The organism is Vibrio sp. LQ2 (genome assembly GCF_023920125.1).
GTDB classification, from domain to species: domain Bacteria; phylum Pseudomonadota; class Gammaproteobacteria; order Enterobacterales; family Vibrionaceae; genus Vibrio; species Vibrio fluvialis.
In genome coordinates this window covers 2,424,896-2,448,911 of sequence record NZ_CP085308.1, presented here as the reverse complement: position 1 = coordinate 2,448,911, position 24,016 = coordinate 2,424,896, and the positions used below count along the sequence as shown (strand labels likewise).

Annotated in this window: 17 protein-coding genes and 1 riboswitch; of the genes, 9 read left to right on the top strand and 8 right to left on the bottom strand. The window is 53.3% G+C overall.

Features of this window, described 5'->3' with window-relative positions; translation table 11 throughout:
• Positions 1 to 81 precede the first annotated feature (81 nt).
• Positions 82 to 261, top strand: coding sequence for a hypothetical protein (locus LGV68_RS11465; protein ID WP_020330596.1), 180 nt, complete (start codon positions 82 to 84; stop codon positions 259 to 261).
• 57 nt (positions 262 to 318) lie between these two features.
• Here the strand turns inward: LGV68_RS11465 and recD are convergent, their stop codons facing one another.
• The 4 genes from recD to LGV68_RS11445 all read right to left on the bottom strand — a co-directional run bounded on the left by recD (position 319) and on the right by LGV68_RS11445 (position 10,976).
• The gene (gene recD, locus LGV68_RS11460; RefSeq protein ID WP_252535228.1) at positions 319 to 2,472 is read right to left on the bottom strand and encodes an exodeoxyribonuclease V subunit alpha; all 2,154 of its coding nucleotides are present in this window, start codon (positions 2,470 to 2,472) and stop codon (positions 319 to 321) included.
• A complete protein-coding gene (gene recB, locus LGV68_RS11455) occupies positions 2,469 to 6,095 on the bottom strand; it encodes an exodeoxyribonuclease V subunit beta (RefSeq protein WP_252535226.1) in 3,627 nt (1,208 codons plus the stop codon). The genes recD and recB overlap by 4 nt, the downstream gene beginning before the upstream one ends.
• Positions 6,096 to 6,391: 296 nt before the next feature.
• Complete coding sequence (gene recC / locus LGV68_RS11450; protein WP_252535224.1) at positions 6,392 to 9,913, bottom strand: exodeoxyribonuclease V subunit gamma; 3,522 nt, start codon at positions 9,911 to 9,913, stop codon at positions 6,392 to 6,394.
• A 94-nt stretch (positions 9,914 to 10,007) separates the two neighbouring features.
• Positions 10,008 to 10,976 (bottom strand): TDT family transporter, encoded by a 969-nt coding sequence (locus LGV68_RS11445; protein WP_055452486.1) that lies wholly within the window; start codon positions 10,974 to 10,976, stop codon positions 10,008 to 10,010.
• 146 nt (positions 10,977 to 11,122) lie between these two features.
• Here LGV68_RS11445 and LGV68_RS11440 point away from each other — a divergent pair, with 146 nt between their 5' ends.
• From LGV68_RS11440 to LGV68_RS11425, 4 genes are all read left to right on the top strand, one after another.
• Complete coding sequence (locus tag LGV68_RS11440; RefSeq protein WP_252535222.1) at positions 11,123 to 12,013, top strand: LysR family transcriptional regulator; 891 nt, start codon at positions 11,123 to 11,125, stop codon at positions 12,011 to 12,013.
• A gap of 100 nt (positions 12,014 to 12,113) precedes the next feature.
• Positions 12,114 to 12,404 (top strand): YebG family protein, encoded by a 291-nt coding sequence (locus LGV68_RS11435; RefSeq protein WP_004729512.1) that lies wholly within the window; start codon positions 12,114 to 12,116, stop codon positions 12,402 to 12,404.
• Between the two features lie 273 nt (positions 12,405 to 12,677).
• Positions 12,678 to 13,709, top strand: coding sequence for a 2,3,4,5-tetrahydropyridine-2,6-dicarboxylate N-succinyltransferase (dapD, locus tag LGV68_RS11430; RefSeq protein WP_222736931.1), 1,032 nt, complete (start codon positions 12,678 to 12,680; stop codon positions 13,707 to 13,709).
• Positions 13,710 to 13,934: 225 nt separating this feature from the next.
• Positions 13,935 to 14,034: riboswitch (purine riboswitch) on the top strand.
• Positions 14,035 to 14,115: 81 nt separating this feature from the next.
• On the top strand, positions 14,116 to 15,123 hold the full coding sequence (locus LGV68_RS11425; protein WP_252535220.1) for an adenosine deaminase: 1,008 nt from the start codon (positions 14,116 to 14,118) through the stop codon (positions 15,121 to 15,123).
• Positions 15,124 to 15,186: 63 nt separating this feature from the next.
• Here the strand turns inward: LGV68_RS11425 and LGV68_RS11420 are convergent, their stop codons facing one another.
• Complete coding sequence (locus tag LGV68_RS11420; protein WP_202643209.1) at positions 15,187 to 16,371, bottom strand: NnrS family protein; 1,185 nt, start codon at positions 16,369 to 16,371, stop codon at positions 15,187 to 15,189.
• A 173-nt stretch (positions 16,372 to 16,544) separates the two neighbouring features.
• Entirely contained in the window at positions 16,545 to 17,642 is a 1,098-nt protein-coding gene (locus LGV68_RS11415) for a GNAT family N-acetyltransferase/peptidase C39 family protein (protein WP_020330583.1), read from the bottom strand.
• 206 nt (positions 17,643 to 17,848) lie between these two features.
• Here LGV68_RS11415 and LGV68_RS11410 point away from each other — a divergent pair, with 206 nt between their 5' ends.
• The 3 genes from LGV68_RS11410 (at position 17,849) to LGV68_RS11400 (ending at position 20,947) form a co-directional block, all read left to right on the top strand.
• The gene (locus LGV68_RS11410; protein ID WP_024373259.1) at positions 17,849 to 19,300 is read left to right on the top strand and encodes a RimK family protein; all 1,452 of its coding nucleotides are present in this window, start codon (positions 17,849 to 17,851) and stop codon (positions 19,298 to 19,300) included.
• 48 nt (positions 19,301 to 19,348) lie between these two features.
• Positions 19,349 to 20,290, top strand: a complete 942-nt coding sequence (locus LGV68_RS11405) for a zinc transporter ZntB (RefSeq protein WP_252535218.1) — start codon at positions 19,349 to 19,351, stop codon at positions 20,288 to 20,290.
• Positions 20,291 to 20,395: 105 nt separating this feature from the next.
• The gene (locus LGV68_RS11400; RefSeq protein WP_020330579.1) at positions 20,396 to 20,947 is read left to right on the top strand and encodes a gamma-glutamylcyclotransferase family protein; all 552 of its coding nucleotides are present in this window, start codon (positions 20,396 to 20,398) and stop codon (positions 20,945 to 20,947) included.
• Here LGV68_RS11400 and LGV68_RS11395 read toward each other — a convergent pair.
• A complete protein-coding gene (locus LGV68_RS11395; protein ID WP_020429823.1) occupies positions 20,944 to 21,288 on the bottom strand; it encodes a tRNA-binding protein in 345 nt (114 codons plus the stop codon). The genes LGV68_RS11400 and LGV68_RS11395 overlap by 4 nt on opposite strands.
• A 151-nt stretch (positions 21,289 to 21,439) precedes the next feature.
• Positions 21,440 to 22,486 (bottom strand): galactose-1-epimerase, encoded by a 1,047-nt coding sequence (gene galM / locus LGV68_RS11390; protein ID WP_222736952.1) that lies wholly within the window; start codon positions 22,484 to 22,486, stop codon positions 21,440 to 21,442.
• A 337-nt stretch (positions 22,487 to 22,823) separates the two neighbouring features.
• Here galM and LGV68_RS11385 point away from each other — a divergent pair, with 337 nt between their 5' ends.
• Complete coding sequence (locus LGV68_RS11385; protein ID WP_222736917.1) at positions 22,824 to 23,915, top strand: phosphatase PAP2 family protein; 1,092 nt, start codon at positions 22,824 to 22,826, stop codon at positions 23,913 to 23,915.
• Positions 23,916 to 24,016 lie beyond the last annotated feature (101 nt).

The following is a 24,016-nucleotide window of genomic DNA, read 5'->3' as shown; positions in this document are numbered from 1 at the left end:
ACTCTTACTAAGCTTTGGCTGGCTTAGACATCGCATGGATTGCTTTTATTACTAAAACAAGTACTTAAGAGCAAACTTTCTATGAAAACCGTTATTTGTAACTCTCTGCAAAGCTTTTGGGATATGGCCGACAACCAGTTTCTTGAAGGGTTGGATGTACATTGCGTTTTTCCCGTCAGTGAAAATCTCAGGGCTTTTATCCTTGGCTCGAAAGAGCGTTACCGCATTCGTAGTATTACTTTCACGAAAGCGTTTATCTGACAAAATTCAGTCTGGCAGCCTCAATGGCTGCCAGCTTCATTTTGTCGCTCTCAACAATTAAGCGTCGTCGCCCATATCCATCAAACGCTCCACCAATCCACTTGCGCGTTGCGTTTTAAGCTTAATTCCGCGTTTGAGCACTCCCATATCGCAATACAGCGCGAGCTGTTTCTTGGCGCGAGTGATGCCAGTGTAAATCAGCTCACGGGTTAAAATCGGGCTGAATTCCGGCGGTAGAATCATCACGGTGAACTCAAATTCACTGCCCTGCGATTTGTGAATCGTCATCGCATAGGCGGTTTCGTGTTGCGGCACTCGGCTGGGCAACACCGCTTTGACGCTGCCATCGGGCAGTTCAAAGTAAACTTTCAGGCGCTGCTGCTCATCTTGCTCATCGCGCAGACAAATCCCGATATCGCCGTTATACAGGCCAAGACCATGATCGTTGCGCGTCACCATCACCGGGCGTCCGGCATACCAAATTTCATCCTGTACTTTAATTTTCTTGCGCGCAGCCAGCGCCCGCTCAATGCGGTAGTTAAGTCCGCTGACACCAAAATCGCCTTCTCGCACCGCACACAATAAACGTGCGCGGCCAAAGGCCTGCAACGCATCGCGCGCTTTCTCAGCCATATTTTGCGACGGCGTAAGCGGCGTTGCCATCAATGCCAGATACGGCGAATAAGCGCCCACCAGAGATTGCAACATCTGGTTGTAATGCTCGCTGCTGAGCGCAAAGTGTTGGATGTCGCTAAATGCTTCCTGCCATACTTTATCCACCCACAAGGCCTGACCACTGTTGATGGCTTTCGCCAACTGACCAATGCCGGAGCACGCATCAAACCGGTAACTCTTTTGCAGCATGCACAAGCTATCGGCAATCCGATGCTCGGCGTGACGCGGGCTGAGCGCCGCAGACTGAAAGCCGGTCAGCTCAGACAACAAACGGCTCTGCTCTTTGCTGTAACCTTGGTAAAGAAACGAGCAGATATCGCCCAGCACGGCGCCCGCTTCCACCGACGCCAACTGATCTTTATCGCCGAGTAATATCAGCCGCGCACTGTCCGGCAGCGCATCGACCAATTTGACCATCATGGGCAAATCGACCATCGACGCCTCATCGACCACCAGCACATCAAGGTGCAGGCGATTGCCTGCATGATGACGAAACTCGGCGCTGTCGGGAATCGCTCCCAACAAGCGGTGAATGGTGCTCGATTCGGTAGGGATCAGCGCTTTGAGCTCAGGCTCTACGGCTAAGCTTGCCACCGCTTTACCGATCGATTCGGTCAGCCGCGCGGCCGCTTTACCCGTCGGTGCCACCAGTTTGATGGTCGGCGTGTGCTGCGCTTGTTGCGCCTGACTGATCAGCGCCGCCAGCAATTTGGTCACGGTGGTCGTTTTGCCCGTACCGGGACCACCGGAAATCACCGCAAAACGGCGCGTCAGGGCAATCGCGGCCGCCACTTTCTGCCAGTTCAGACAGTGCGCTTGGGGCACCAAGGTATCCAGCGGCGCGAAATCCTCGCTGCGTTTGGCCTGTTGCAACACGCCATCAATCGCTTCCCAATCGAGCCCGGACTCGTCGACCACATCAAGTAAGTCGCACACCAAACGTTGACGCGCCACCTGATTCAATGCCAACGCTGCCCCCTTGCGCTGCAAGGCTTGCTGTAAAAAACGATAGTCGCGGGCAAACAACGTATCGAGTCGCTGGCGAAGATTTTGGACTGCCATAGGCTTTAAGATCATAGGTGTCCCAAAGCTCTGCAAACGCGCCGCCAAGGTCACTTCATAATGCCAATAACGATGCAGGTACAAGCGCTGACCATCAAACATCAGCGGCACCGCTTCACCGCGTACGCCAATCAGCGGCGTGCGCGCCACCAGTGCCGCCCAATCCACAGACAACCACAGCTGATTTAGCGGCAGGACAGCCTCGCCATACACCCCCACCTTACTCGCCAGTTCAACCCGGTTGCCCTGCTCATCGACCAGCGGCAAACAGATATGACCGCGCCCCAGTTCGGCACTGACCGCCGCAGCGGCTAACATCAACGCCGCGCGCTCGTGATCGCTCAGCGTCCCCGCGTCGGTTTGTTGAGCGAGGAAATGAGCAAACTGGTAATCGAGCTGGCGCAGTGCGCCCTGCGCCGCCAGTTGCTTTAACTGCGCGCTCACCTGCGCAAAATCCAAACGGACATCCATCATAAATCCAACTCCATCTGTCCGGCGGACGTGGTGCGCGAAGTCATCTCTTTACCTTGAATCAGATAATCCAGCTCTTCCAACATTGCCTGACTCGGCTTGGCGTTGAAAATTCCGTGTTGCGACGTGCCATCCATACCGCGTAAAAACAGGTAATAAACGCCGCCAAAGTGCTGCTGATAGTCATAGCCCGCCAAACGGCTTCGCAGAAAACGGTGCAGCGCCAGCGCATAGAGCTGATACTGCAAATCGTAGCGGTGCTCAGCCATCGCCTGCGCTAACCGCGCGCCCTGATACGCGGCGACTTCATCACCCAGATGGTTGGATTTCCAGTCCAGCACGTAATATTTGCCCTGATGTTCAAACACCAAGTCGATAAATCCTTTCAGCATACCCTGCACGGTGTAGAAGCCGAGATCGCCCGCTTTAGCTGACAGCGGGTCATGGCGCTGCACCACACGGTTCAGGGCGGGCGCACTGAGTACTTCGATGGGCAATAAAAACTCCATCTCGGTCAGGCGCTGATGCGGCGCTTTTTGGTTGAGGCACAAGTCTTTGCCGTTAAGCGGCGTGCTCAATACGGTATCCACCAGCGATTGCAGCACTGGCAGCCAGTCGGTATCGATCTGCTCGCGTTCCATCAAGTCGGTAATGATGCGCGTGTTGTGTTCATCGCCAGCCGGTTGCGTGAACTCCACTTCTTCAAACAGGCTGTGCAGAAATGTGCCGGGCTGCGCGCCGCGCGGGAAGGTGAAAATCGAGCGCTCGGGTTCAACCAATGCCGCCTCATCGTGCTCATCGGCCGAGTCAACATCAAAGCCGCCGATTTCAAAACTGGCATCATGCTGATGACTGCCCTGTTTGACCAAGCCGGAATAACTGGTGATGCGCCACAGGTGATCAATCTCGTGGCTCCGCGAACGCGCGCTCAGCGGCGGCAACGGCTCATCCAACGGCACAAACACTGACTCAGGCACTGCAGGCGGCTCTGTCACCGCGACACACGCCAGCGCCGTCTGTTGATGCAGTGATTCCGCGAGCAGCGCCAAGCCGCCTTGCTGGGCATTTTGCAACAAATAGCCCAGCGCGCTGTAATGCACGCCGGTCGGCTCTTTACTGGAACGGCCGTTACGCAGCGGCGCCACACCAATAAAGCAGCCGTACACGGCGCGGGTCAGGGCCACATAAATCAGGCGCAGATCTTCCGCCAGACGCTCTTTGTCCGCTTGTTGAATCGAGGCTTCCTGACCGCTGATGTCCAGCAAGGTCTTACCGCTGCTGGCATCGTAATACTTGCCTTCGCTCGCTTCGCGATAGCTGAGTACAAAGGGTAAAAACACCAGTTCGTACTCCAGACCTTTGGATTTGTGGATAGTGACGATCTGCACCAGATTGCGCTCAGATTCGAGGCGTTGAATCGCCTCATCGCTGGCGCCCAGCCCTTGTTCGGCATCAGCGATCGACTGCGCCAACCAGCGCAGCAGGCCATGATCGCTGTCGATCTCCTGCGTCGCTTGTTGCAGCAATTCACTCAGGTGCATGAAATCCGTCAGTTGGCGTTCGCCGTCGGGCTCTTCCAGCCAGCGCTCGGCAATGTGGCGCAGACTCAACACCGCGCGCAGCATCGGCAGCACGCCGCGATCGAGCCACAACTGTCGATACTGTTTGAATTCGTTCAGCGCATTTTCCCACTCATTTTCATCGTTATTGAGGGCGTCCAACTGCTGCGCATTGAGCGCAAACAACGGGGAAGCGAGCGCCGCGCGCATGGCGCGATCGTTATCCGGGGTCAGCACCGCTTGCAGCAGGCGCTGCATATCCGGGGCAATCGCGCTGGTAAACACGCTGTCGCGGTTCGAGAGATACACGCTGGCAATGCCTTGCTGAGCCAGCGCGTCTTTGATCAAACGCCCTTCATTTCCGGTGCGCACCAGCACCGCGATGTCACCCGCTTGAATGCTGTCGCAGGCTTGAATAGCTCCGCCGTGAGTAAACTGCGCCTGCCCTTGCTGCGCCGCTGTCAAAATGGTTTGAATCTGGCTTGCGGTTGCCGCCGCCATGGTGTCGAGATACGCGCCTTTGGTCACTGGCGCGTCAGCCGCCATCGCCCAGTAGGTCAGTGCAGGCTGCACCTCACCGTTCAACAGCCAAGCACGGCCAGCCGCTTTCGGGCTGGCGCTGACCGGCAGAAACGGAATGTCGTTGTCGTAAATAAACGGGCTGTCCGGCAGGGTAAACACCTGATTCACCGCCGCCACCATGTCGGCGCTGGAGCGCCAGTTGGTGCCGAGCGTGTAGTGCGCGCTCACCTGATTGCGCGCCTTGATGTAGGTAAAAATGTCTGCGCCGCGAAAACCGTAAATCGCCTGTTTCGGGTCGCCGATCATAAACAGACCGCACTGCGGATGCGGCAGATAAATGCGGCTGAAAATGCTGTATTGCAGCGGGTCGGTGTCCTGGAATTCGTCGATCATCGCCACCGGATAGAGCGTGCGAATGCGCGCTGCCAGTGTGCCTTCATCGTCACCATCCAGCGATGCGGACAACTGAGTCAGCAGGTCATCGAACGACAGCCACTGCTTGCTGGCTTTGGCTTTCGCCAGCAACGTGCGACAGTGAGTGATCGCGTGCGCCAGCAGCGGCGCTTCCAAGCTGACTGGCTCCGCCAAAAACGCCTGCACGGCCTCAAACACCGCATGACGCGGCGCATCGCCCGATGGCGTTTTCTCCACCAGCACATCCTGAGCAAAACGCTCCAGCTTGTCCGACACCTCGTAACCATGGGTTGGCTGCGCCGCCCAGTCCGACACCGCGGCGATCCACTCCGGCAATGATTTCTTGGTGTAGCTGCGCTTGTTAATGCCGGAATTGGCGATGCAATCATGAATGTCATCGGCCGCCGCCAGCCACGCAGCTTTCATTGCATCAATGCGAGTCAGGTTGTGCTGATGCAGCGCCGCGAGGTCGCCCTCCATCACCGGCGTCGTCAGCGACAGCGGCGCGCCGGTCAGATAGCCGCCGATTTTTTCCAGCAGCGCCGCCGGCGATGCCCACAAGCGGCGCACTTCCGCCGCCAGATTAAGCGGCAACGGATAAAACTGACGGCGCCAGTAATCGGCCACCACTTGCGCTTTCAAATGGCTTTCATCGGTGACAAATTCGTTGTTGAAACGGCTGCCGGACTCAAATGCGTTTTGCGTCAGCATGCGCTGACAAAAGCCGTGAATGGTGTAGACCGCCGCTTCATCCATTTGGCGCTCCGCATTGAGCAAGAGCCGTGTCGCCAGTTGGTGATCGGCAAATTCCGCCAACAGCGGCTGAATCACCGGGTCATCACTTTTCCCGCGGCTGAACGCCAGACGCGCATCGTGAATGCGGGCGCGAATTCGGTCTCGCAACTCAGCGGTCGCCGCTTCGGTAAAGGTCACCACCAGAATCTGATCGACCGTCAATGCGCTGGCATGACGGGTGTGTTCTGTCCCATGGCCGAGCAGCAAACGCAGATACAATCCGGCGATGGTAAAGGTTTTACCCGTACCCGCCGACGCTTCAATCAGACGCGCGCCGTGCAGCGGAAACGTCATGGTTTCCAGTGGCGTCGCAGTTATGTTGGCAGTGACACTCATATTTCCAGTTGCCTTTGGGTCATTATTCGAAAATTTATGTGATCCGAATTAAATAATTCTATGAATCTGTGCAAAAACTTGCCCAGACAGAGGGTTATGGGATCGGACTCACAGCGCGCACCATATTGGATCATTACACTGCACCCCATTGATGCAAGCCCCGCTTGCCATCTACCGAATCATGGTCCCTCTGACCTGTGGCCGTACAGCGAACGCCCTACACCAATAATGATTTTCTGGCGGCCACTCTACTCTCTTCCCGATATTCGATGCTTCCCAACATTCGGTGCTAACCATCATGCCTGACTGGCCTTCTCGATTGAGATGTGGTCGGCGTAATCGCGCAACTGTAAACGCGGTGCCTGCAAGACCAAACTCGCCAACACACGCACCTGATGCGCCAGTTCGTCCGTCCATTGCGGCCACAAACGCGCGATGTAATGGTTGTTGCCTTCACCGCTGGTCATGAAACCGTCATTGAATGTCTCGGCCATCTTCTTGAGCGATTTTTCTTCATCGTCGACCCATTGCCCGCGGCTGAATCCCGCTTCAACACCGGCCAACGCTGTTTTCGGGAAATAGGCCAGCGGCGCAGTCATGCCTTGGTAATAGAGTCGCGCCAATTCGTTCAGTTGCGCCATTGCCAGAGCCGCGCTTTCACTTGAATGACTACTGAGTGGCGGCAGAACCTGATGCACCACGCCTTCTTTGCGATCGTAGCCAATCACATGCGTGGTCAGGTTGGCACCTGATGCTGCGGCCGCCAGATGATCAATCCACGCCGCCAGAATATCTTCCGATCGAATCGCGCCGCTGCGATAACGCACCAGCCCCGATTGATAACGCCGCGTCAGCCAGCCGCTCAAGCGCACCGAGCGTGACTGGCCGAGCGCCGTGAGGGTCAGGTTGACATCGAGATCATCAAGCGGCGCCTGACAAAGAAACTGGATTTTTTCGACCAGCTCTTCGGCTTGCACGCGGTTGGTTTCAAATTCCAGCTCACCAAACGCGCCGACCGGCAGTTTGCCTTGCGCGCGCTGCTGCTTGTTGAACTGCGCCAACACCTCATCACGCGCCTGCGCCGAGGGAGCATTGAGCAAGCCGTCCAACAGCGCGTCACGCAGCTGATAGCTGGCAAGGCCACCGAGTGCGAACGGCTCATCGTCTTCCATCACTGGCAAAGGCGGCTCAAACACCACTTTCAGGCGGCGATTGAAGAAATATTGCACCGGCAAGCGCCAAAAACGTTGCAGCTCGACCAGATCCAATTCCAGCGGGTAAACCGCATCGAGCAGATAATCATCCAACGCGCGATGGAACGTGCCACTCGCGGAGCCTTGGCGCAGTGCGGCAGGCAGCCACTCTTTGGCATAGCTGCCGACATCGGTCAAAAACGCTTGCGGGCTGAAGGGCACCATGGCGTGGGTGAACTGCAACTGTTCAATCAGGCGCGCACCGGAGTCATCACTCGGCAGCGCTTCATCGCCCACCAAGCAATAGTTCTGCTGACAATACTCCAGCAATTCGGTCACCAGCACTGACGGCATGCGTTCAGTGTTGTCCTGAATCGAGCGGCCCACATAACTGATGTACAGGGTGTGCTGCGCGGAAAGCATCGCTTCGAGGAACAGATAACGGTCGTCATCGCGGCGCGAGCGATCGCCCGGACGCGTACGGCCGTTCATTAAATCAAACCCTTCCGGCGGCATGGAACGCGGGTAAACCCCATCGTTCATCCCAAGCAGACAGACGACGTTAAATGGAATCGAACGCATCGGCATCAGGGTACAGAAGTTGACCTGACCGGCGAGAAAACGCTGGCTGACACGCGTTCCAGATAGTTTGTCGTGCAGGTACTGGCCCATGATGGCGGGTGATATCGCGTCGTCGAATCCGGCATCGGCAAGCTGCTCTTTGAGCGCCGCGAGCGTGTCGCGAATCGATTTGAGTGCCATCTCGCCGTCCAGATCGACGCTGAAACAGTCATCAAGCAGCGACGACAGCAGCTCTCGCCACGCCTCAATGGGCTGCGTTTGTGCCAGTCGCTGACGGTAATCGCTGATGGTGTCGATGAAATGCGCCAGTTTACCGGCGAGTTCCGCGCTCATGCCCTGCACTTCGTTGTACGGTGCCATGGCGTGACCGCCCGCTTCAAACAAACCAACCGATGACGGCATCGCATAGCCCAGCAACATGCGGGCTATGCCGAACTGCCAGGTGTTCTGATGGGTCTGCGGCAGCTCAAACTCTTGCGCGGTCGCGTCGTTGAGCCCCCAGCGAATGCCCGACTCTTCAACCCAGCGTTTCGCGGTGTCAAATTCGCTCGCATCAAGCGCAAAGCGCGCCATCATCGCTGGCGTTTCGAGAAGTTCCAGTAATTCCGACGCCAGACAGCGTGATTGCGGCAACGCGACCAACTGCATAAACGCATTGAGAATCGGACTTTCCTGATCGGCGGTGCGGTCGGAAATCGAATACGGAATGAAACGTTCTCCCGGCGCGTTACCAAACACCGCCTGAATATAAGGGCTGTAGGCGTTGATGTCGGCCACCATCACAATGATGTCGCGCGGTTTGAGTTCCGGATCGCGGTCAAACATCGCCAGCAATTCGTCGTGCAGCACTTCCACTTCCCGCATCGGGCTGTGGCAAGCATGCAGCGTCAGTGAGCGATCGCCGTGAGGCAGTGCTGGCTTATGCGCACTGCTGTCCAGCCGCGTGTCGTCTTGATGTTCTTCGAGATGCAGAATGTCGGCCTGCAACTGATGCAGCAGCGAATCCCGCGGCACATCAATAAACAGTTCATGCTCTTCGTTGTCGCTTTGCGCCAGCAAATAGAGATTGTCGCGTCCGAGTTTGCCCATCGAGGCCAACAAGCTGTTACCGACGGCTTGCGCGGTGTGCAGCTCATCGCCCGCGTAATCGTCCAGCTCGCCTTTCAGTGGCGAGACTTCTCCCTCCACCGTGAAGGTTTGTGCCTCCGCATTGGGATGGAGAACCAATTGTTTGCGGCGCTGACTTTCCACCCTCGCCAGATATTTACGGTCGCGAATATCGCCCCAGTAATGCTGACATGGGTTGGTAAACATCAGATGCACGTCAATGTGTTCGCCAAGCGCTTTAAGGGCGTCCATATAACGGGGGGGTAGCGACGAGATACCAAAGATAAACAGGCGTTTTGGCAGCGCAGCGCGCAGCGCCTCATCGTGTGTCAGGTCGATGTGCGCTAAGGCGTCGATAAAGCTTTGGTAGAGATTGGCACGGTGATAATGCGATTGGCCTTGCGCCAGCGTGTAGTCGTAGAGCGCTTTCCACAACACCGGCTGCCACGGGTGCTCCCCATCGATTTCAGCCACGCTTTCCCCCGCTTCCCAACTGGCGATCCAGTCGGGGCGATACACCAAGTAACCATCGAAAATATCGGCGATTTTTTCTGCCAGTTGATAGAGCTTCGACTGGTCGGTATCGTCTTGCAGATAGCGGCGCAGCGGCGCGAATACATCCAGATCCAGCTGCGATGGCAGCAGTTCCATCAGTTTCCAGGTCATCGCTTCTTTGTTGAAGGCACTGCGTTTGGGCACGTTCGGCAACACCTGAGTGAACATCTCCCAGATGAAGGTTGCCGGCAGCGGAAAATCGAGATTGGCCGCGACACCGAGCTCTTGCGCCAGCGCCATTTTCAGCCACTGCGACATCCCCGGGCTTTGTACCAGAATCTGCTCTTTCTCAAACGGATTGGCCAGTGGATCGTTTTTAATCAGATGCACCAGCAGAATCTTCAGCGTATCAACTTTGTTGGAGTGGTAAACGGTAAACACAATGCACTCATGCTGCTCTAGCTTTCATAGCCACTGAGATTAGCATAAGTGCATTTGAGGAATGACAATTTTGCGGTTTTCGATGCGCAAAGGGTTACGCATTGCTCATAATTCGAGGCGCTGGCTGATAATACATCACATAACGCAGCGCCACGTAACTGACCACCACGGTGGCGACCAGCAGTTCCACCATCGCCAATGCGTGAACTTGATGCACGTAATGTTCCGCCATGCCGATGCGCTCCATCCAGTGCGCCATTTTGAACAGCGCAGTGGCACCAATCACCATCGGAAAGGTGAATGCGGCGTAGCCCGGGCTAAACGGCAGGCGCAGCAAGCGGGTGAACGCCAAGTAGATGATCGCAGTCATCAACACCGCAATTCCAAACAGCAGCGCAATCACCACTGGCGATGGGGTGGCGGTTACGGTCAGATAACCGGCCATCGACAGGCTGGCTGGCGCGGCCAGAATTGCCATGGTGGGTTTAGCCGCATCCGGCACTTCTTGGGTGAACATAAAGCGATAAATCATCACTGGCAGCATCACCGCGTAAGCCAGCATGCCAAACAGCAGCGCGCCATGAGCAATCGGAGCCAGCGCTGGGTTACCGGAAAACGCGACGTCTGCGACGATAATGCCCACTGGCGGCACAAACCAGCTTGGCACCATGTGGTGCAGTTCGAACGCTTTGGCGCGGTGGTACACAAAACTCGCCAGAAAAATCACATGCAGCACCACGGCCATCAGCCACAATGCATCGCCTGCAACGGGGAAAAACTGGCCGACGGAATGGCTGACAACCATGGTCGCCATCGCATAAGTGGGCACCACGCTACCGACCACCGGATGGGCCAAATCTTGGCGCAATAGATGACCGTGGCACAGAAACTTAACGGTCAGGATCAGCAGCAGCACGCTGGCCAGCGCCGCACCAGTCCATTGACCGACGCCATGCAAATCGGCGGCATTTTCCCAGCACCAGCCCAAACTGGCGATACCGAGCGCCAAACCCGCCATCGGAGTTGGCGCGCCCATCACTTTGTTTTTCGCAGTTCGAATCATAACCACCTCATCACTCGGTTACTTCAACAATACGACGAAACCGGCCATCAACCGCGTCGTATTCGGGAATGGGGGAATAATACGCTTGCACTACGTTTGAATATATCTAATTATTCCTAACAGACGTTCAATCTAACTTAACGAAAATGGCATCCAATATTTCCCTCAAACAGTTGCGCGTGTTCACCACCATCACGCAACACAAAACTCTAACGGCGGCGGCCGAGGTGCTGTTCCTCTCCAAGGCGGCGGTCAGCATGGCGCTCTCGGAATTGGAGAAACAGCTCGGGCACGCGCTGTTTGATCGGGTCAACAACCGGTTGATCCTCAATCAGGAAGGGCAAAAGCTCTTGCCGTTGGCCGATGAACTGCTCAGCCGCGCCAAAGATCTCGATCACCTGTTTGAAGATAACCAAACCCTTTCCGGCCAACTGCGCATCGGCGCCAGTGACACCATCGGCAATCAAGTCGCGCCCTATTTGCTCAGCGCCTTTCGCGCCCAGTTTCAGCATCAGTCGCAAAGCCTGTTTATTTCTAACTCAGCGCTGATCTGTCAGAAACTTGTCGACTACGAGCTTGATATTGCGTTGATTGAAGGTAAAACCCTGCACCCGCAATTGATGTCGACTCAATTCAGCCAGGACGAAATGTGCATCGTGTGCGCGCCGACGCATTCGCTGGCGAGCAAAGACAAAATTGTGCTCAGCGACTTTGAGCACAGTGAATGGGTGCTGCGCGAAGCCGGTTCCGGCTCACGAGAGTTTTTCCTGCGCGTGATGGCACCGCGCATTGAGCAGTGGCACGAAGCGTTTGAACTCAACACCACCGAAGCGCTGATCAACAGTGTTTCCGCCGGGCTGGGCTTTGGCTGCCTGTCGCGCCTTGCGGCGCAAACCGCGATTAGTGACGGGCGCGTGCACGTGCTGAATGTGCCACTCGACATGAAACGTCGCTTTTGGGTTCTGGTGCATAAAGAGAAATATCAGAGCCCGCTGCTCAAGCGTTTCATCGAATTCTGCCATGACTGGCCAGCATGATGCGGCAGCTCTCAGTTTGACGTCGCTGGCTGGACTTTTGAGTTTAAAAACTGTATAAACAGCCAGTAATTTTTTAGCAAAATAATGTAGAGGATGAACCATGGCTGTCATCGTTAAGTACGTGGTGGAACGCAACGGAGAAGAGAAAATGACTTTTACCTCGAAAGCCGAAGCTGACGCTTATGACAAAATGCTGGACACAGCAGATGAGCTGTTCGAGCTACTGGGTAAAAGTGAACTGATCGAAGACGAAGCGAAACAGGAAGAGCTGGCAATGTTCCTGGCACAGAACAAAGAAGAGATTCTTTACGCTCTGGGCGCAAAACGTAAACCGACCCCAAAAAAGCCTAAAGCTGTAAAAACCGAAGACGCGGTTGATGACGCAGCTTAACTAGACGCTAAGCCGCTGCTCAGGCAGCGGTTTTTTTATCTCTGTCGTTCAGACAGGTCAGCACTGGGGTATGTTTGACACCCCACTTCCATCTAAAGAGATATGTCTCCAAAAAGACAAAAAGTATCGTTCTACGGACGGATCCTTTTTTTACCCTTTCTTCTCCGAAAGAGTCTCTCTATGATGATTTCAACGCATTATGCGGTAGCGACGACGCTCAACTCGCCGCTATCAGGAAATAATTTTAAAGCTTAACGTTTAATGGAGACCAACATGGCGAACTTTGCACTGGGCTTTGGTACTGCAACCAAAAACCGCGACGGAAAAATCATTGAAGTATTCTTCCCGACTCCGATTCTGAACCCAAGCGATCAGCTGGTTGCTGATTTGGCGGCAGTGGCTGGCTACAGCGAAGGCAACCTAGCGTTGGAAATCACCGCAGCGCAAAGTGCCGAGCTGGCCAAAGTATTTGCGGCCAACGATCAGGCGGCAAGCGCAGCGTTTGCGGAAAAAGCAGCCGCTTCGGCCCAGCCTTTGGTGTTGGTAATTCTGGCGTCAGATGACAAACCACAAAGCGTGGCAGAAGGCTTTTTGAAGCTGCAACTGATCTCAAACCGTCTGGTTCAGCCTCACGGCACCGTACTGGATGGCATTTTTGGTCTGCTGCACAACATCGCCTGGACCAACGAAGGCCCAATCGACTTACCTGAACTGGCAGAGCGCCAAATCGAAGCTCGTCTGGCTGGCCGTACGCTGAGCGTCGATTGTGTCGACAAATTCCCGAAAATGGTGGACTACGTGGTGCCAACTGGCATTCGTATCGCCGATACCTCGCGCGTTCGTCTGGGCGCACACGTGGGTGAAGGCACCACCGTGATGCACGAAGGTTTCATCAACTTCAACGCAGGTACAACCGGCGTGAGCATGGTTGAAGGCCGTATTTCTGCGGGTGTACTGGTGGGCAACGGTTCTGATATCGGCGGCGGCGCATCGATCATGGGTACTCTGTCTGGCGGCGGTAAAGTCGTGGTGTCTATCGGTGAAAACTCACTGCTGGGTGCCAACTCAGGTCTGGGCTTCCCGCTGGGCGACCGTTGTACTGTGGAATCGGGTCTGTACGTGACTGCCGGTACTAAAGTACGCATGCTAGATAAAGATGGCAACGAAGTGGAAATCATCAAAGCACGCGATCTGGCTGGCGTGTCTGACCTGCTGTTCCGCCGTAACTCTCAGACCGGTCAGGTTGAGTGTCTGGCGAACAAATCTGCGGTTGAACTGAACAGCGAACTGCACAGCAACAACTAAGTCAGCGAAAAGCCATGAACTTGCCACGAATGCGTCGGCAAAATTCAAAAGGATAACGGTAAAAGGTCAGCTATTGGGTTGGCCTTTTTTGTTATCAAAATTCAGAAGGTTGAAAAAGGTTTCTGCTCAATAGTGGCGTTTTGGCTCGATTCGGTTATCATTTAATGAATTTCCGCACATGATTCAATGCCTCTCCGGCGACGAGAACTCGTCAGGGGCGAGACGCGGAAATCAGCATTGTTGCTTCGTATAACCCCACTGATAGGGTGTGGGGGTCTCTACCAGAATCCGTAAAATTCTGATTACGAAGAGTTAAGCGCACGATCGCTTTTCTCTTTGTATGGCCCAACCAAACCACCCAAGGTGAAAAGCGATTAATCTCAACTTTTTGATTAAGAGCCAATATATGAAAGAATTTATTCAGCAACTACCGAAAGTAGAACTTCACCTGCACATTGAAGGGTCGCTGGAGCCTGAACTGATGTTCGACCTCGCCCAGTGTAACCAGATTGCGATTCCCTTTTCTTCCCCGGATGAAGTGCGTGCGGCCTACCAGTTTTCTAATCTGCAATCTTTCCTCGATATTTACTACCAAGGCGCCAACGTTCTGATCCACGAGCAAGACTTTTTCGACCTCACCTGGGCTTACCTGCTGCGTTGCCAACAAGACAACGTAATGCACACCGAAATTTTCTTCGATCCGCAAACGCACACCGCGCGTGGCATCGCGTTTGAAACGGTAATTAATGGCATTACGCAGGCGCTGGAGAAAGGACAACAAGAACTGGGCATCTCCAGCCAGCTCATCATGTGCTTCCTGCGCCATCTGAGCGAAGCCGACGCCATGCTCACCCTGCAACAGGCATTGCCGTACAAAGACAAGATTGTCGGTGTCGGTCTCGATTCTTCGGAACAGGGTCATCCGCCGGAAAAATTTCAGCAGGTATTCCGTCAGGCGCGCGAAGCAGGCTTTATTGCCGTGGCGCATGCTGGCGAAGAAGGGCCGGCACTGAACATTCGCAACGCGATTGATCTGCTTGGTGTACAACGCGTCGATCACGGCGTGCGTTGTGTGGAAGACGCCGCTCTGGTACAGGAGCTGAAACAGACCCGAATGCCGCTGACGGTCTGCCCGCTCTCCAATCTGAAACTCAAAGTATTTACTGAAATGGAGCAGCACAACATTGTCGATCTGCTGCGCCAAGGACTATGCGTCACCATCAACTCTGATGATCCGGCCTACTTCGGCGGTTACATGACCGATAACTTTATGGCGGTGGCCGACGCGCACCCGATGTCGCACCAAGAGCTGGCGCAATTTACCCTCAATGCGATTGAAGCGAGCTTCATCTCTGACGCTGAAAAAGCGCACATGAACGCGAAAGTGCATGAAGTGCTGGCGCGCTTTGCGTAAGCGCTGACTACCCCAGAAACACGAAAGCTGCGCCCTGCGCAGCTTTTTCTTTTCATCTTATGCTTAGCCGGGATGGCCGTCCGCCCTTGGTGTCAGCAACATAACACCAAACCGCGCCACAAACAGACCAAATGCCAGCGCCCACAAACTGGCGCTAAGGTTCAGCCATAACATCATATGCACTGGCCAGAAGGCAACGCCAATGCTGCGCACCAACGCCGCCAAGAGTAGCGCAGAAAATGCCAGCGCCATGTTCGGCCCCTGATAAATGGCACGGCCGGTATGGCCCATGGTTACACGCGCGATCATTGCCAGAATCAACCCTGCCAGCGCGCCAATCGCAAACAGATGCAGCATATTGTGCGAAACGAAATGATTGCTGACAAAGCCACGCACCAACAAGCTGAGCGGAATACAGGCGTAAGCTGTATGCAGTGACCACACTAAGGGTTCACTGAGCGTGCGCCACGGCTGCCAACGCAGCCAGCGAACCAGTTGCGCTACTCCTGCCAGCAGCATCAGCGGCTGGCCTAATTGCGCTTCAGCGAGCGGGAAGAAACTGATCACAAACAGCGCAACCAGCGGGCCGTTGGCCAGCACATCCAACCACAATTTAGAGTCTGCTTTGTCAAACTGAAAACGGCGCGCAGTGAAAAAGGGAATCACCCGCCCGCCCATTACTGACAACAGCAATGTAAACCACCACAACATCGCCTGCCACACCGCAGAGGAAGGAAACGGCGGCATGCCTTTGATGGTGGCATAACTGGCAAAGTTGGCCGCAATCGCAAGAACAAACAGCGGGACAAAAAACAGATTACGCCAGCCTTTGGCTTTCACCACACGAATGCCAATTTCGTACGCCGTCAGCACCAGAAACAGCGCTTCAATGCTCGACGTCAGCCACAATGGAACTGGCGTCCAAAACAGCACGCGTACCAGCAACCACAGCGCTACCAACAGTGCTAACCGTCTGCTTTTGGTACCGGGAATGCCGGTCCAGTTTTGTACGGCCGTGAGCAGAAATCCGGCCACGATCGCCATAGCAAAACCAAACAGCATCTCATGTACGTGCCACCACAACGCGGGCACACGCAGCGCGTCCGGCTGACCATGTTGAAACATCCACACCCAGGCCACCACGGCTATCACCGCGTACACGCTGCCCAATAAAAAGAATGGCCGGAAACCCAAGCGCAACCAAGCTGGAATACGTTCTTCAACCCGCTTATCGACGATATTTAACACTCTGACTCCTTATCCCCAGTTCAGGTTGTTTTACTTACCTAGGCATAAACCGAGCCAGAAAATTACTCATTAAATATCAATAAATTAAAAACAACCCTTTCGTTTTCGAGTCAAATAAACACAACAAAAAAGGAGTCATTAAGACTCCTTTGATTATTTATGACTCACTAGAACTATTGTGAATCACGACGGCTGATCACCACACAGGCAATTTGCTTTTGCTTGCCAAAACCGAGGATCTGCGACAGCGCTTTTTTGCCCACCGGCACATAGGCCGACGCCACCGCATGATCTTCCGATTCGGCGTGCGGATCATGGAAAAAGAAGAACTTGTCGCTCATACCGCTGAGTACGATCCAGTGCGGCTCTTTCTTGCCGTCAAAGCGGTAGGTACTGATCAGCAGCAGCACGCACGATCCCTGAGCGACCCACTCTTCGAGCTGAGCCTGACTTGGCGGCGCATCGATCATTTCTACATCTTCGTCGGTTAGTTGACGGCAAAAATCCTGATGCACCAGCTCAATGACCGCCTTTTTATTCGTATCGCGCACACTGTCGATAAACGGCGTACTGCGCGACTGGTTCCACAACTCAACATGAAAACCCCGGCGTGCCGCAGCAAGCGCCAAGCCTTGACCACTGCAACCACCATGGCCGGCCGCCATGAAAATGGTGGTCGCTTCACGCCACAGTTGCAGCTCCTGCGTCCGGCTCGGTTCATAGCTTTCATCCAGATATGAAAAGCTCATCATCAGACACGCGGCACCACAGGTAAATGGTGTGGTTTGCACGTACAGCGGCATCGGTAGCTGAACTTTTTGACCATGGGGTGTTAAACGTTTCTGCATGCGACGGCCATCACATAAATCATCATAGTAATGGATGAGCAGCTTCAAAGTTTTATAGCCCATTTTTTCATATAAATTTATGGCTGCTATATTGTCTTCACGTACTTCTAGCCGTAATGTAGTAGAGCCTTGATCAAGAGCTGCACGCTCGCATTGCTCGACTAATGTCTGAGCAATCCTCCGTCCTCTGAAATCGGGTTTAACGGCAATCGAATACAACCTTGATAGCTGTGTACCTTGATGAAATAGTAGCAATGCATATCCAGCCAGTTCCTCACCGGCGTCTGCCACGAAAACAATCGCCTGGTTGGAGTGTAAAAAACGCTTCATTTGACGCGGGGAAATTTTATCCCCATCAAAAAGCTGTTGTTCTAACGCATTAAGCGCAGTGAGATCAGCACCTTTCGCAAGACGAAAGTCCATACGATGTCCTTACTGGGTTTACAGGATAGTGGTTGGCAAGATTGCGACTCAATTTACCCAAAGTACTTGGCGTTGCAGCCAGATGAACAGCGAGTGAGTTCCCATGAGCATAGCTCACTATGTGATGGGGCAGACAAGCGCAGTCGACAATGCGGCTTCAAGTCAGAGGGTTATAATACACCTATTGTGATAGGAAAAAATTAACTATGGCAAACCTTTTAATCGTGACAGACCAGGCCAGTGACTGGCAGCAATATTTCCCATCAGAACAAGTCATCAGTGTCGATCAGTACCTGGATGCCGATTGGAAAAACAATCACCGCAGTCTGCAAGTGGTGAACCTGTGTCGCGATTACGACTACATGAGTACCGGCTATTACTGTTCTTTAATGGCGGAAGCTCGTGGTCACCGTGTTATTCCTCGTGTGATGGCGATTAATGACATCAACCAGCCGTTTTTACTGTCCAGCGGTCTGGTTAAACTCAACAAACTGTGCAAACACACCGAGTCAATTCACTGCAAAATTTACTTTGGCCGCACTCCGGAGCCAGGGCTGGAAAAACTCGCTCGTCGTCTGTTTGAACAGTTCATGGTGCCCGTGATTGAACTGGCGATGACCAAATTCCAAGGTCACTGGCAGATCAGCAAAATTGCACCTTTCCCATTTCAGGATTTGGCCGATCAAGAGCAGGATTTCTTCATCGAATCGCTGGAACAGTTCTCGAACAAAATCTGGCGCAAACCGAAGCAAGAGAAGAAATACCGTTACGATATCGCCATGCTGGTGGATGAAGAAGAGAAAATGCCGCCGTCAGATGCTTCTGCCTTGAAGCGTTTTCGCCGCGCAGCCAACCGCTTGGGTATGAACCTGGAAACCATCTCGCCAGACGATTTGTCACGTTTGGGCGAATTCGATGGCCTGTTCATTCGTGCCACCACCAACATCAGTAACTTCACCTACCGTTTTGCCAAAACGGCCGAGAAGATGGGCCTGGTGGTGATGGATGATTCCGAGTCAATCATGAAGTGCACCAACAAAGTCTTTCTGACCGAGTTGTTGCAACGCAACAATGTTCCAGCGCCTAACAGCGTCATCGTGCAGGGTTATGATCCCAACTGGAAATCCTACCTGATGGAACATCTGGAGTTTCCAATGGTGTTGAAGATTCCGGATGGCGCCTTCTCGCGCGGAGTGGTGAAAGTGCGCAACGAACAGGAGTTGGAAAAAGAAGCCACCGCGCTGTTTGAAAAAAGCGTGCTGATCCTGGCGCAAGCCTTTATGCCGACCGATTTCGACTGGCGTATTGGTGTACTCAACCACCAGCCGATTTTCGCCTGCAAGTACATGATGAGCCGTGGTCACTGGCAGATCTATCAGCACCACAGCAGTGGCCGGGTTTCCTCCGGTGGTTTCGAAACGCTGGATTTGAAACAGGTGCCGAAGCAAGTCGTCGATGTGGCGGTCAAAGCGGCCAACCTCATCGGAGGTGGTCTGTATGGTGTTGACTTAAAAGAGATTGACGGTCAAGTTTATGTTATCGAAGTCAATGATAACCCGAGCATTGACCACCATGTCGAAGACGCCTTCCTTGGCGATCTACTTTACGACCGGGTGATGACCGAGTTTTTACGCCGCATTCAGATGCGTGGATTCTAAAATTAAAAGCCAGGGTAACCCCTGGCTTTTTCGCATAAGAGGATAGTTATGGATTTTCTCATCGATCATTGGCGTTTTAGTGAAGATCAGGCCGTTCAGCCTGAGGGTAAACCACAAAACATTGAGCCCGGCCACTGGTATCATTGCCAACGTGACGCCGCCGGTGTGCGCGAATGGCTGGTCAGTAACGCCATTCCGGCTTCGATTGTCGATAGCTTGCTGGCCGAAGATACCCGCCCGTTGTTTGAACAGTACGATGATCAGAACTTCTTGCTGATCCTGCGTGGCGTCAACCTGAACGAAAATGCCGACCCGGCCGACATGCTCAGTGTGCGCATTCTGTATTACAACGGCGCACTGATTTCGAGCCGCAAAATTCCATCCAAAACCATTAATGCGCTACGCAATGCGCTACTCGAAGGCAACGGTCCTAAGAGTCTGGCGGAACTGGTACTGGGTATCGTCGATGGCCTCAACCGCAATATCGACAGCTATCTGGATCTGGTGGAAGACAAGATCACGGCGTTCGATGACGAAACTGAGCTCAGCGAAGAGCTGATGAATACGCACAAAGCGCTGCTCAAAATCAAACGCTTCATTAAGCCGCAGCAATACGCCATTGATGATTACCAGAATTCCAGTGTGCCGCTGGCCAGCAACAAACATTTGCGCCTGCGTCACAGCGTCAACACCATTACACGCATCAACGAAACTCTGGACTTTTACCTGAGTGAACTGGAGATCATCAAAGGCGAGCTGCGTCAATATCATGCCGAGAAAATGAACCAGAACACCTATCTGTTCTCGGTCATTGCGGCGATTTTCCTGCCCACCAGCTTTTTAACCGGCCTGCTTGGTGTTAACGTGGGAGGCATTCCCGGCACAGAATCACCGGTCGCATTTGGCGTATTCTGTTTAGGCCTGGTGGCAATTTTTGGATTGGAATTCTGGATTCTGCGCCGTTTGCAGTTTTTCAGCAAACAACCATAGCGAGAGAAGTGCGGCAAGCCTTGTATTTCGCGAACAAAGACACAAACAACCGCGCCATTTGTAGACTCAAACTGCAACTGGCGCACAAGAGGTAATTGAGTCAGCATGTACATTTTTGGCTATGGAAGCCTGATGAATTCCGCATCCCGTCAGCTTACTGGTAACACGGGAAAAGCTCTGCCCGCCACCGTACACGGTTTGGTACGCTACTGGGGCAAAATCGATGACAGCTATGTCATTTCACCGCTCGTGGTGAATCCGGGTGAGGGCCAGGTCAATGGTGTATTACTGGAAATTGATGAGGCCGCATTGGCAGAGTTTGACCGCCGCGAGCGCGGCTATCAACGCATCGCTCTGACAGCGGAACAAATCGAAACGGAAGCGGAATTTGACCGCGAGCGGGAGATCTGGGTTTACGTGACCGAGCAGCACCAACCGCCGTGCGAGCGTAGCCCGATAGTGCAAACATATGTCGATACGGTTCTGGCTGGCTGCCTGGAAGTGTCCGAAGCATTTGCTCGTCACTTTGTCGAACATACCGTCGGCTGGCATCATCCACTGGAAAACGATCGCCATGCGCCGAAATATGGCAATCTGGCTGGGGTTTCACCCGCGCACCATTCAGTCATTGATGACCTGATTGCCAACGTACGTTAAACAATACGAACCCCTGAGGCAATCGGACGCTCAGGGGTTAACAGCACACTCTCTTCACCATCAACAGTTTCTGCGCACAGCAGCATGCACTCAGAAATCTCACCGCGCATGGTCACTGGCTCCAAATTACACAACACAACAACCTGGCGATCCATCAGCTCTTCCGCACGATAATACGGCACCAGACTGGTCACGGTTTGCAATGTCTGCTCCCCGACTTCAATCTGCACAATATAAAGTTTGTCTGCGTTGTCGTGCCTTTTAACGTCCCGAATTATACCCACTCGCAAATCGAGCTTGGCAAATGCGTCGTAACCGACGGTGTGAAAGGTTGAGTCCATAGCTGAGTTCCGGAAAACAAATAATCGCTCACACTAGCAAGCCCGCACAAAAGCACAAGCGCCTTTGAACGGAACTATGAAGACTCGCACGTCGTTGACGTGGTAAGACCTCCACCTTTAGCGGAAGCCAATCACGCTTTCTCGTGTGGCCTTAGTGGTTCTCATCCGCCAGCAGAAACTGATACACCGTGGTATAGGCGTATTCTTGTTCAGGAAGCAGCATACAACTCTCCTGCTGCCATTCTGGATGGTTAGGTGAGTCGGGCAAGAACTGGGTTTCCAGCGCGAGCCCTTGGTAATCGCTATACTCTGCCCCATTGCGTCCCGGCGTGCCCTGCAACCAGTTCCCGCTATACAACTGCATCGCTGGTTTATCGGTGAAGACCTTGAGCGTGACCTTTTCGTCATCGGATACCAGTGTCGCTGCACAAGCCCCCAGTCGGCACTCTTCATTCAACCAGTAGCTGTGATCATAACCCTTGGCGAGAGCCTGCTGCTCGTCGCTCATCAGATCCTGGCCAACGGTTTTCATGTAGCGAAAATCAAATCCCGTATTCCTCACACTCTGCAACCCGCCAAGCGGAATCGCCGTTTCATCTGTCGGCAGGTAACACTCCGCATTGATGGACAGCTTATGCTCAAGCACATTTGCACCTGACTCCGCCCCCATCAAGTTGAAATACGCATGATTGGTCAGGTTAATCGGGGTCGCTTTATCGCTGTTCGCCAGATAGCGAATGCAGACTTCGTTAGCGTCAGTCAATTCATACGTCACTGACGCGGTCACATTGCCGGGGAAACCTTGTTCACCATCTGCAGAATAAAGAGAAAACACCGCTGTCCGCTCTGACTTGCTGACCAGAGTCCAGCGGCGATGGCTCCAGCCCAATTGACCTCCGTGCAAGCAGTTGGCTCCTTGGCTGGCGACCAGCTGCACGCTCTGTCCACCATACTCATATTGAGCCTGAGCGATTCGATTGGCATAGCGTCCGACCGTCGCGCCCAGAAATGCACCTTGAGATTCAAACGCAGCCATGCTGTCCACGCCCAGCACGACTTCACGCTCTTGTTCGCCAAGCGGCAACCGACAACTTAACCACGTGGCACCGATATCCATCAAGACAATACGCATTCCATGCACATTGCTTAACTCAACGAGCTGAGCAACACGCCCATCTTGAAAACTCTCGCGAGTCATCGACTCAAACAACGGGTTAGCCACGATAAACCTCCGAATATTTGATCATCGATTTCACTCCCCTAACACAGACTTCCAACCGCCATTTCATGCGCCAACATCCAGAATCAACAAAGATTAATGAACGAAGTTTAGCAACTTGCCATAGCAATATGCTGTGATTCCCCCTGCATTAATGAAAACGTTTCCATTAATTCCACAACCATTGGTGAGCACACGCAAGGCCAAAGGCTAAACTTATAAGTGAGTGAGTTGACAATGAAAAATTAGCAAACTGAACAAAGCCGGTCGCAATCTGCACTAAACTGATATGACAAATGGATAGCAGAGTGGCTCAATGGAATTTCGAATCACAAGCCCAAATTGGCATGAAGAGTGGCAGAGCCTGAAACTGACTCTTGCCGAAGATAAGATCATCTATCTCTATGTGTTGATTCTGATTCTTTGCATCTATGGCGCAATCTCGTTCGGTGGTATTGAGACCAAACTGCATTACCGACTCACGACCTATCTGGAGTCGATGGTGCACACAACCAGTATGACGTTCGTGCTTTGGTGTACTTACTTCTATTGTCACATGCTCAAAAACCGTATCGCACACCCAACAATTCATCTGCTTAAAACCGTACTTGCCTTCTTTTCACCACTCTCGCGCCCGTTGGCATGCCTGTTAACCCTGTTGTGTGTCAGTGTGGTGCTATCCAGTTATACCTACATGAAATCCATCATTCCGGATATTCAGTTTTATCAGTACGATGCGCTGTTTTATCAGTTGGACAAAGTACTGCACGCAGGCTTTTCACCATGGGAAATCACCCACGCTATTTTTGCCCACCCGCTGGCGACCTTAATGCTCAACTTTTTCTATAATCTGTGGTTTTTCGTGATTTGGGGGGGACTGGTGTTCTTCATTTTGTATCGACAAAATCAGGCGATAAGGTTACGTTTTTTTCTGTCCTTCATCACATGCTGGTTAGTGCTTGGTTGTGTGCTTGCCACCCTACTTTCGTCAGCAGGCCCTTGTTACACAGAACTCCTCAATTCCTCTTACAACTACTACACTCCGTTGATGCTTCGCCTTCAGGAGCAAAATCAGTGGCTACAGCAAAACCATCTTCCCGATATTTGGGCATTGAACATTCAGGATGTGCTCTGGCATCAATTTGAAGTACGTGATCAAGGCATAGGTTCAGGTATATCTGCGATGCCCAGCATGCACGTGTCTATGGCGGTATTGCTTGCTCTTGCGGTTTCGGCACTGCATCGCAGATGGGGGTATCTGGCATGGGGCTATGCCTTGATGATCCAAATTGGCTCGGTTCATTTAGCCTGGCATTACGCTGTTGATGGCTATGTCAGCGCATTGCTGACCGTCATAATTTGGCGTTCAATCGGTTGGCTGACTCAAAAGTCTGAAATCCCACGCTAATGTCATAAAACTGCTGTATTTTCTTACAACTTTCTAGTTGAGCCTGATCATCACACCCTCTACATTGCCGATCAGGATATAAGCAGTATGCAAGCAGGATG

Bases quoted from the DNA above. Each gene is read 5' to 3' on its own strand.
- LGV68_RS11465 (WP_020330596.1), top strand. From the start codon at position 82: ATGAAAACCGTTATTTGTAACTCTCTGCAAAGCTTTTGGGATATGGCC.
- recD (WP_252535228.1), bottom strand. From the start codon at position 2,472: ATGATGGATGTCCGTTTGGATTTTGCGCAGGTGAGCGCGCAGTTAAAG.
- recB (WP_252535226.1), bottom strand. From the start codon at position 6,095: ATGAGTGTCACTGCCAACATAACTGCGACGCCACTGGAAACCATGACG.
- LGV68_RS11445 (WP_055452486.1), bottom strand. From the start codon at position 10,976: ATGATTCGAACTGCGAAAAACAAAGTGATGGGCGCGCCAACTCCGATG.
- LGV68_RS11440 (WP_252535222.1), top strand. From the start codon at position 11,123: ATGGCATCCAATATTTCCCTCAAACAGTTGCGCGTGTTCACCACCATC.
- LGV68_RS11435 (WP_004729512.1), top strand. From the start codon at position 12,114: ATGGCTGTCATCGTTAAGTACGTGGTGGAACGCAACGGAGAAGAGAAA.
- dapD (WP_222736931.1), top strand. From the start codon at position 12,678: ATGGCGAACTTTGCACTGGGCTTTGGTACTGCAACCAAAAACCGCGAC.
- LGV68_RS11425 (WP_252535220.1), top strand. From the start codon at position 14,116: ATGAAAGAATTTATTCAGCAACTACCGAAAGTAGAACTTCACCTGCAC.
- LGV68_RS11415 (WP_020330583.1), bottom strand. From the start codon at position 17,642: ATGGACTTTCGTCTTGCGAAAGGTGCTGATCTCACTGCGCTTAATGCG.
- LGV68_RS11410 (WP_024373259.1), top strand. From the start codon at position 17,849: ATGGCAAACCTTTTAATCGTGACAGACCAGGCCAGTGACTGGCAGCAA.
- LGV68_RS11405 (WP_252535218.1), top strand. From the start codon at position 19,349: ATGGATTTTCTCATCGATCATTGGCGTTTTAGTGAAGATCAGGCCGTT.
- LGV68_RS11400 (WP_020330579.1), top strand. From the start codon at position 20,396: ATGTACATTTTTGGCTATGGAAGCCTGATGAATTCCGCATCCCGTCAG.
- LGV68_RS11395 (WP_020429823.1), bottom strand. From the start codon at position 21,288: ATGGACTCAACCTTTCACACCGTCGGTTACGACGCATTTGCCAAGCTC.
- galM (WP_222736952.1), bottom strand. From the start codon at position 22,486: ATGACTCGCGAGAGTTTTCAAGATGGGCGTGTTGCTCAGCTCGTTGAG.
- LGV68_RS11385 (WP_222736917.1), top strand. From the start codon at position 22,824: ATGGAATTTCGAATCACAAGCCCAAATTGGCATGAAGAGTGGCAGAGC.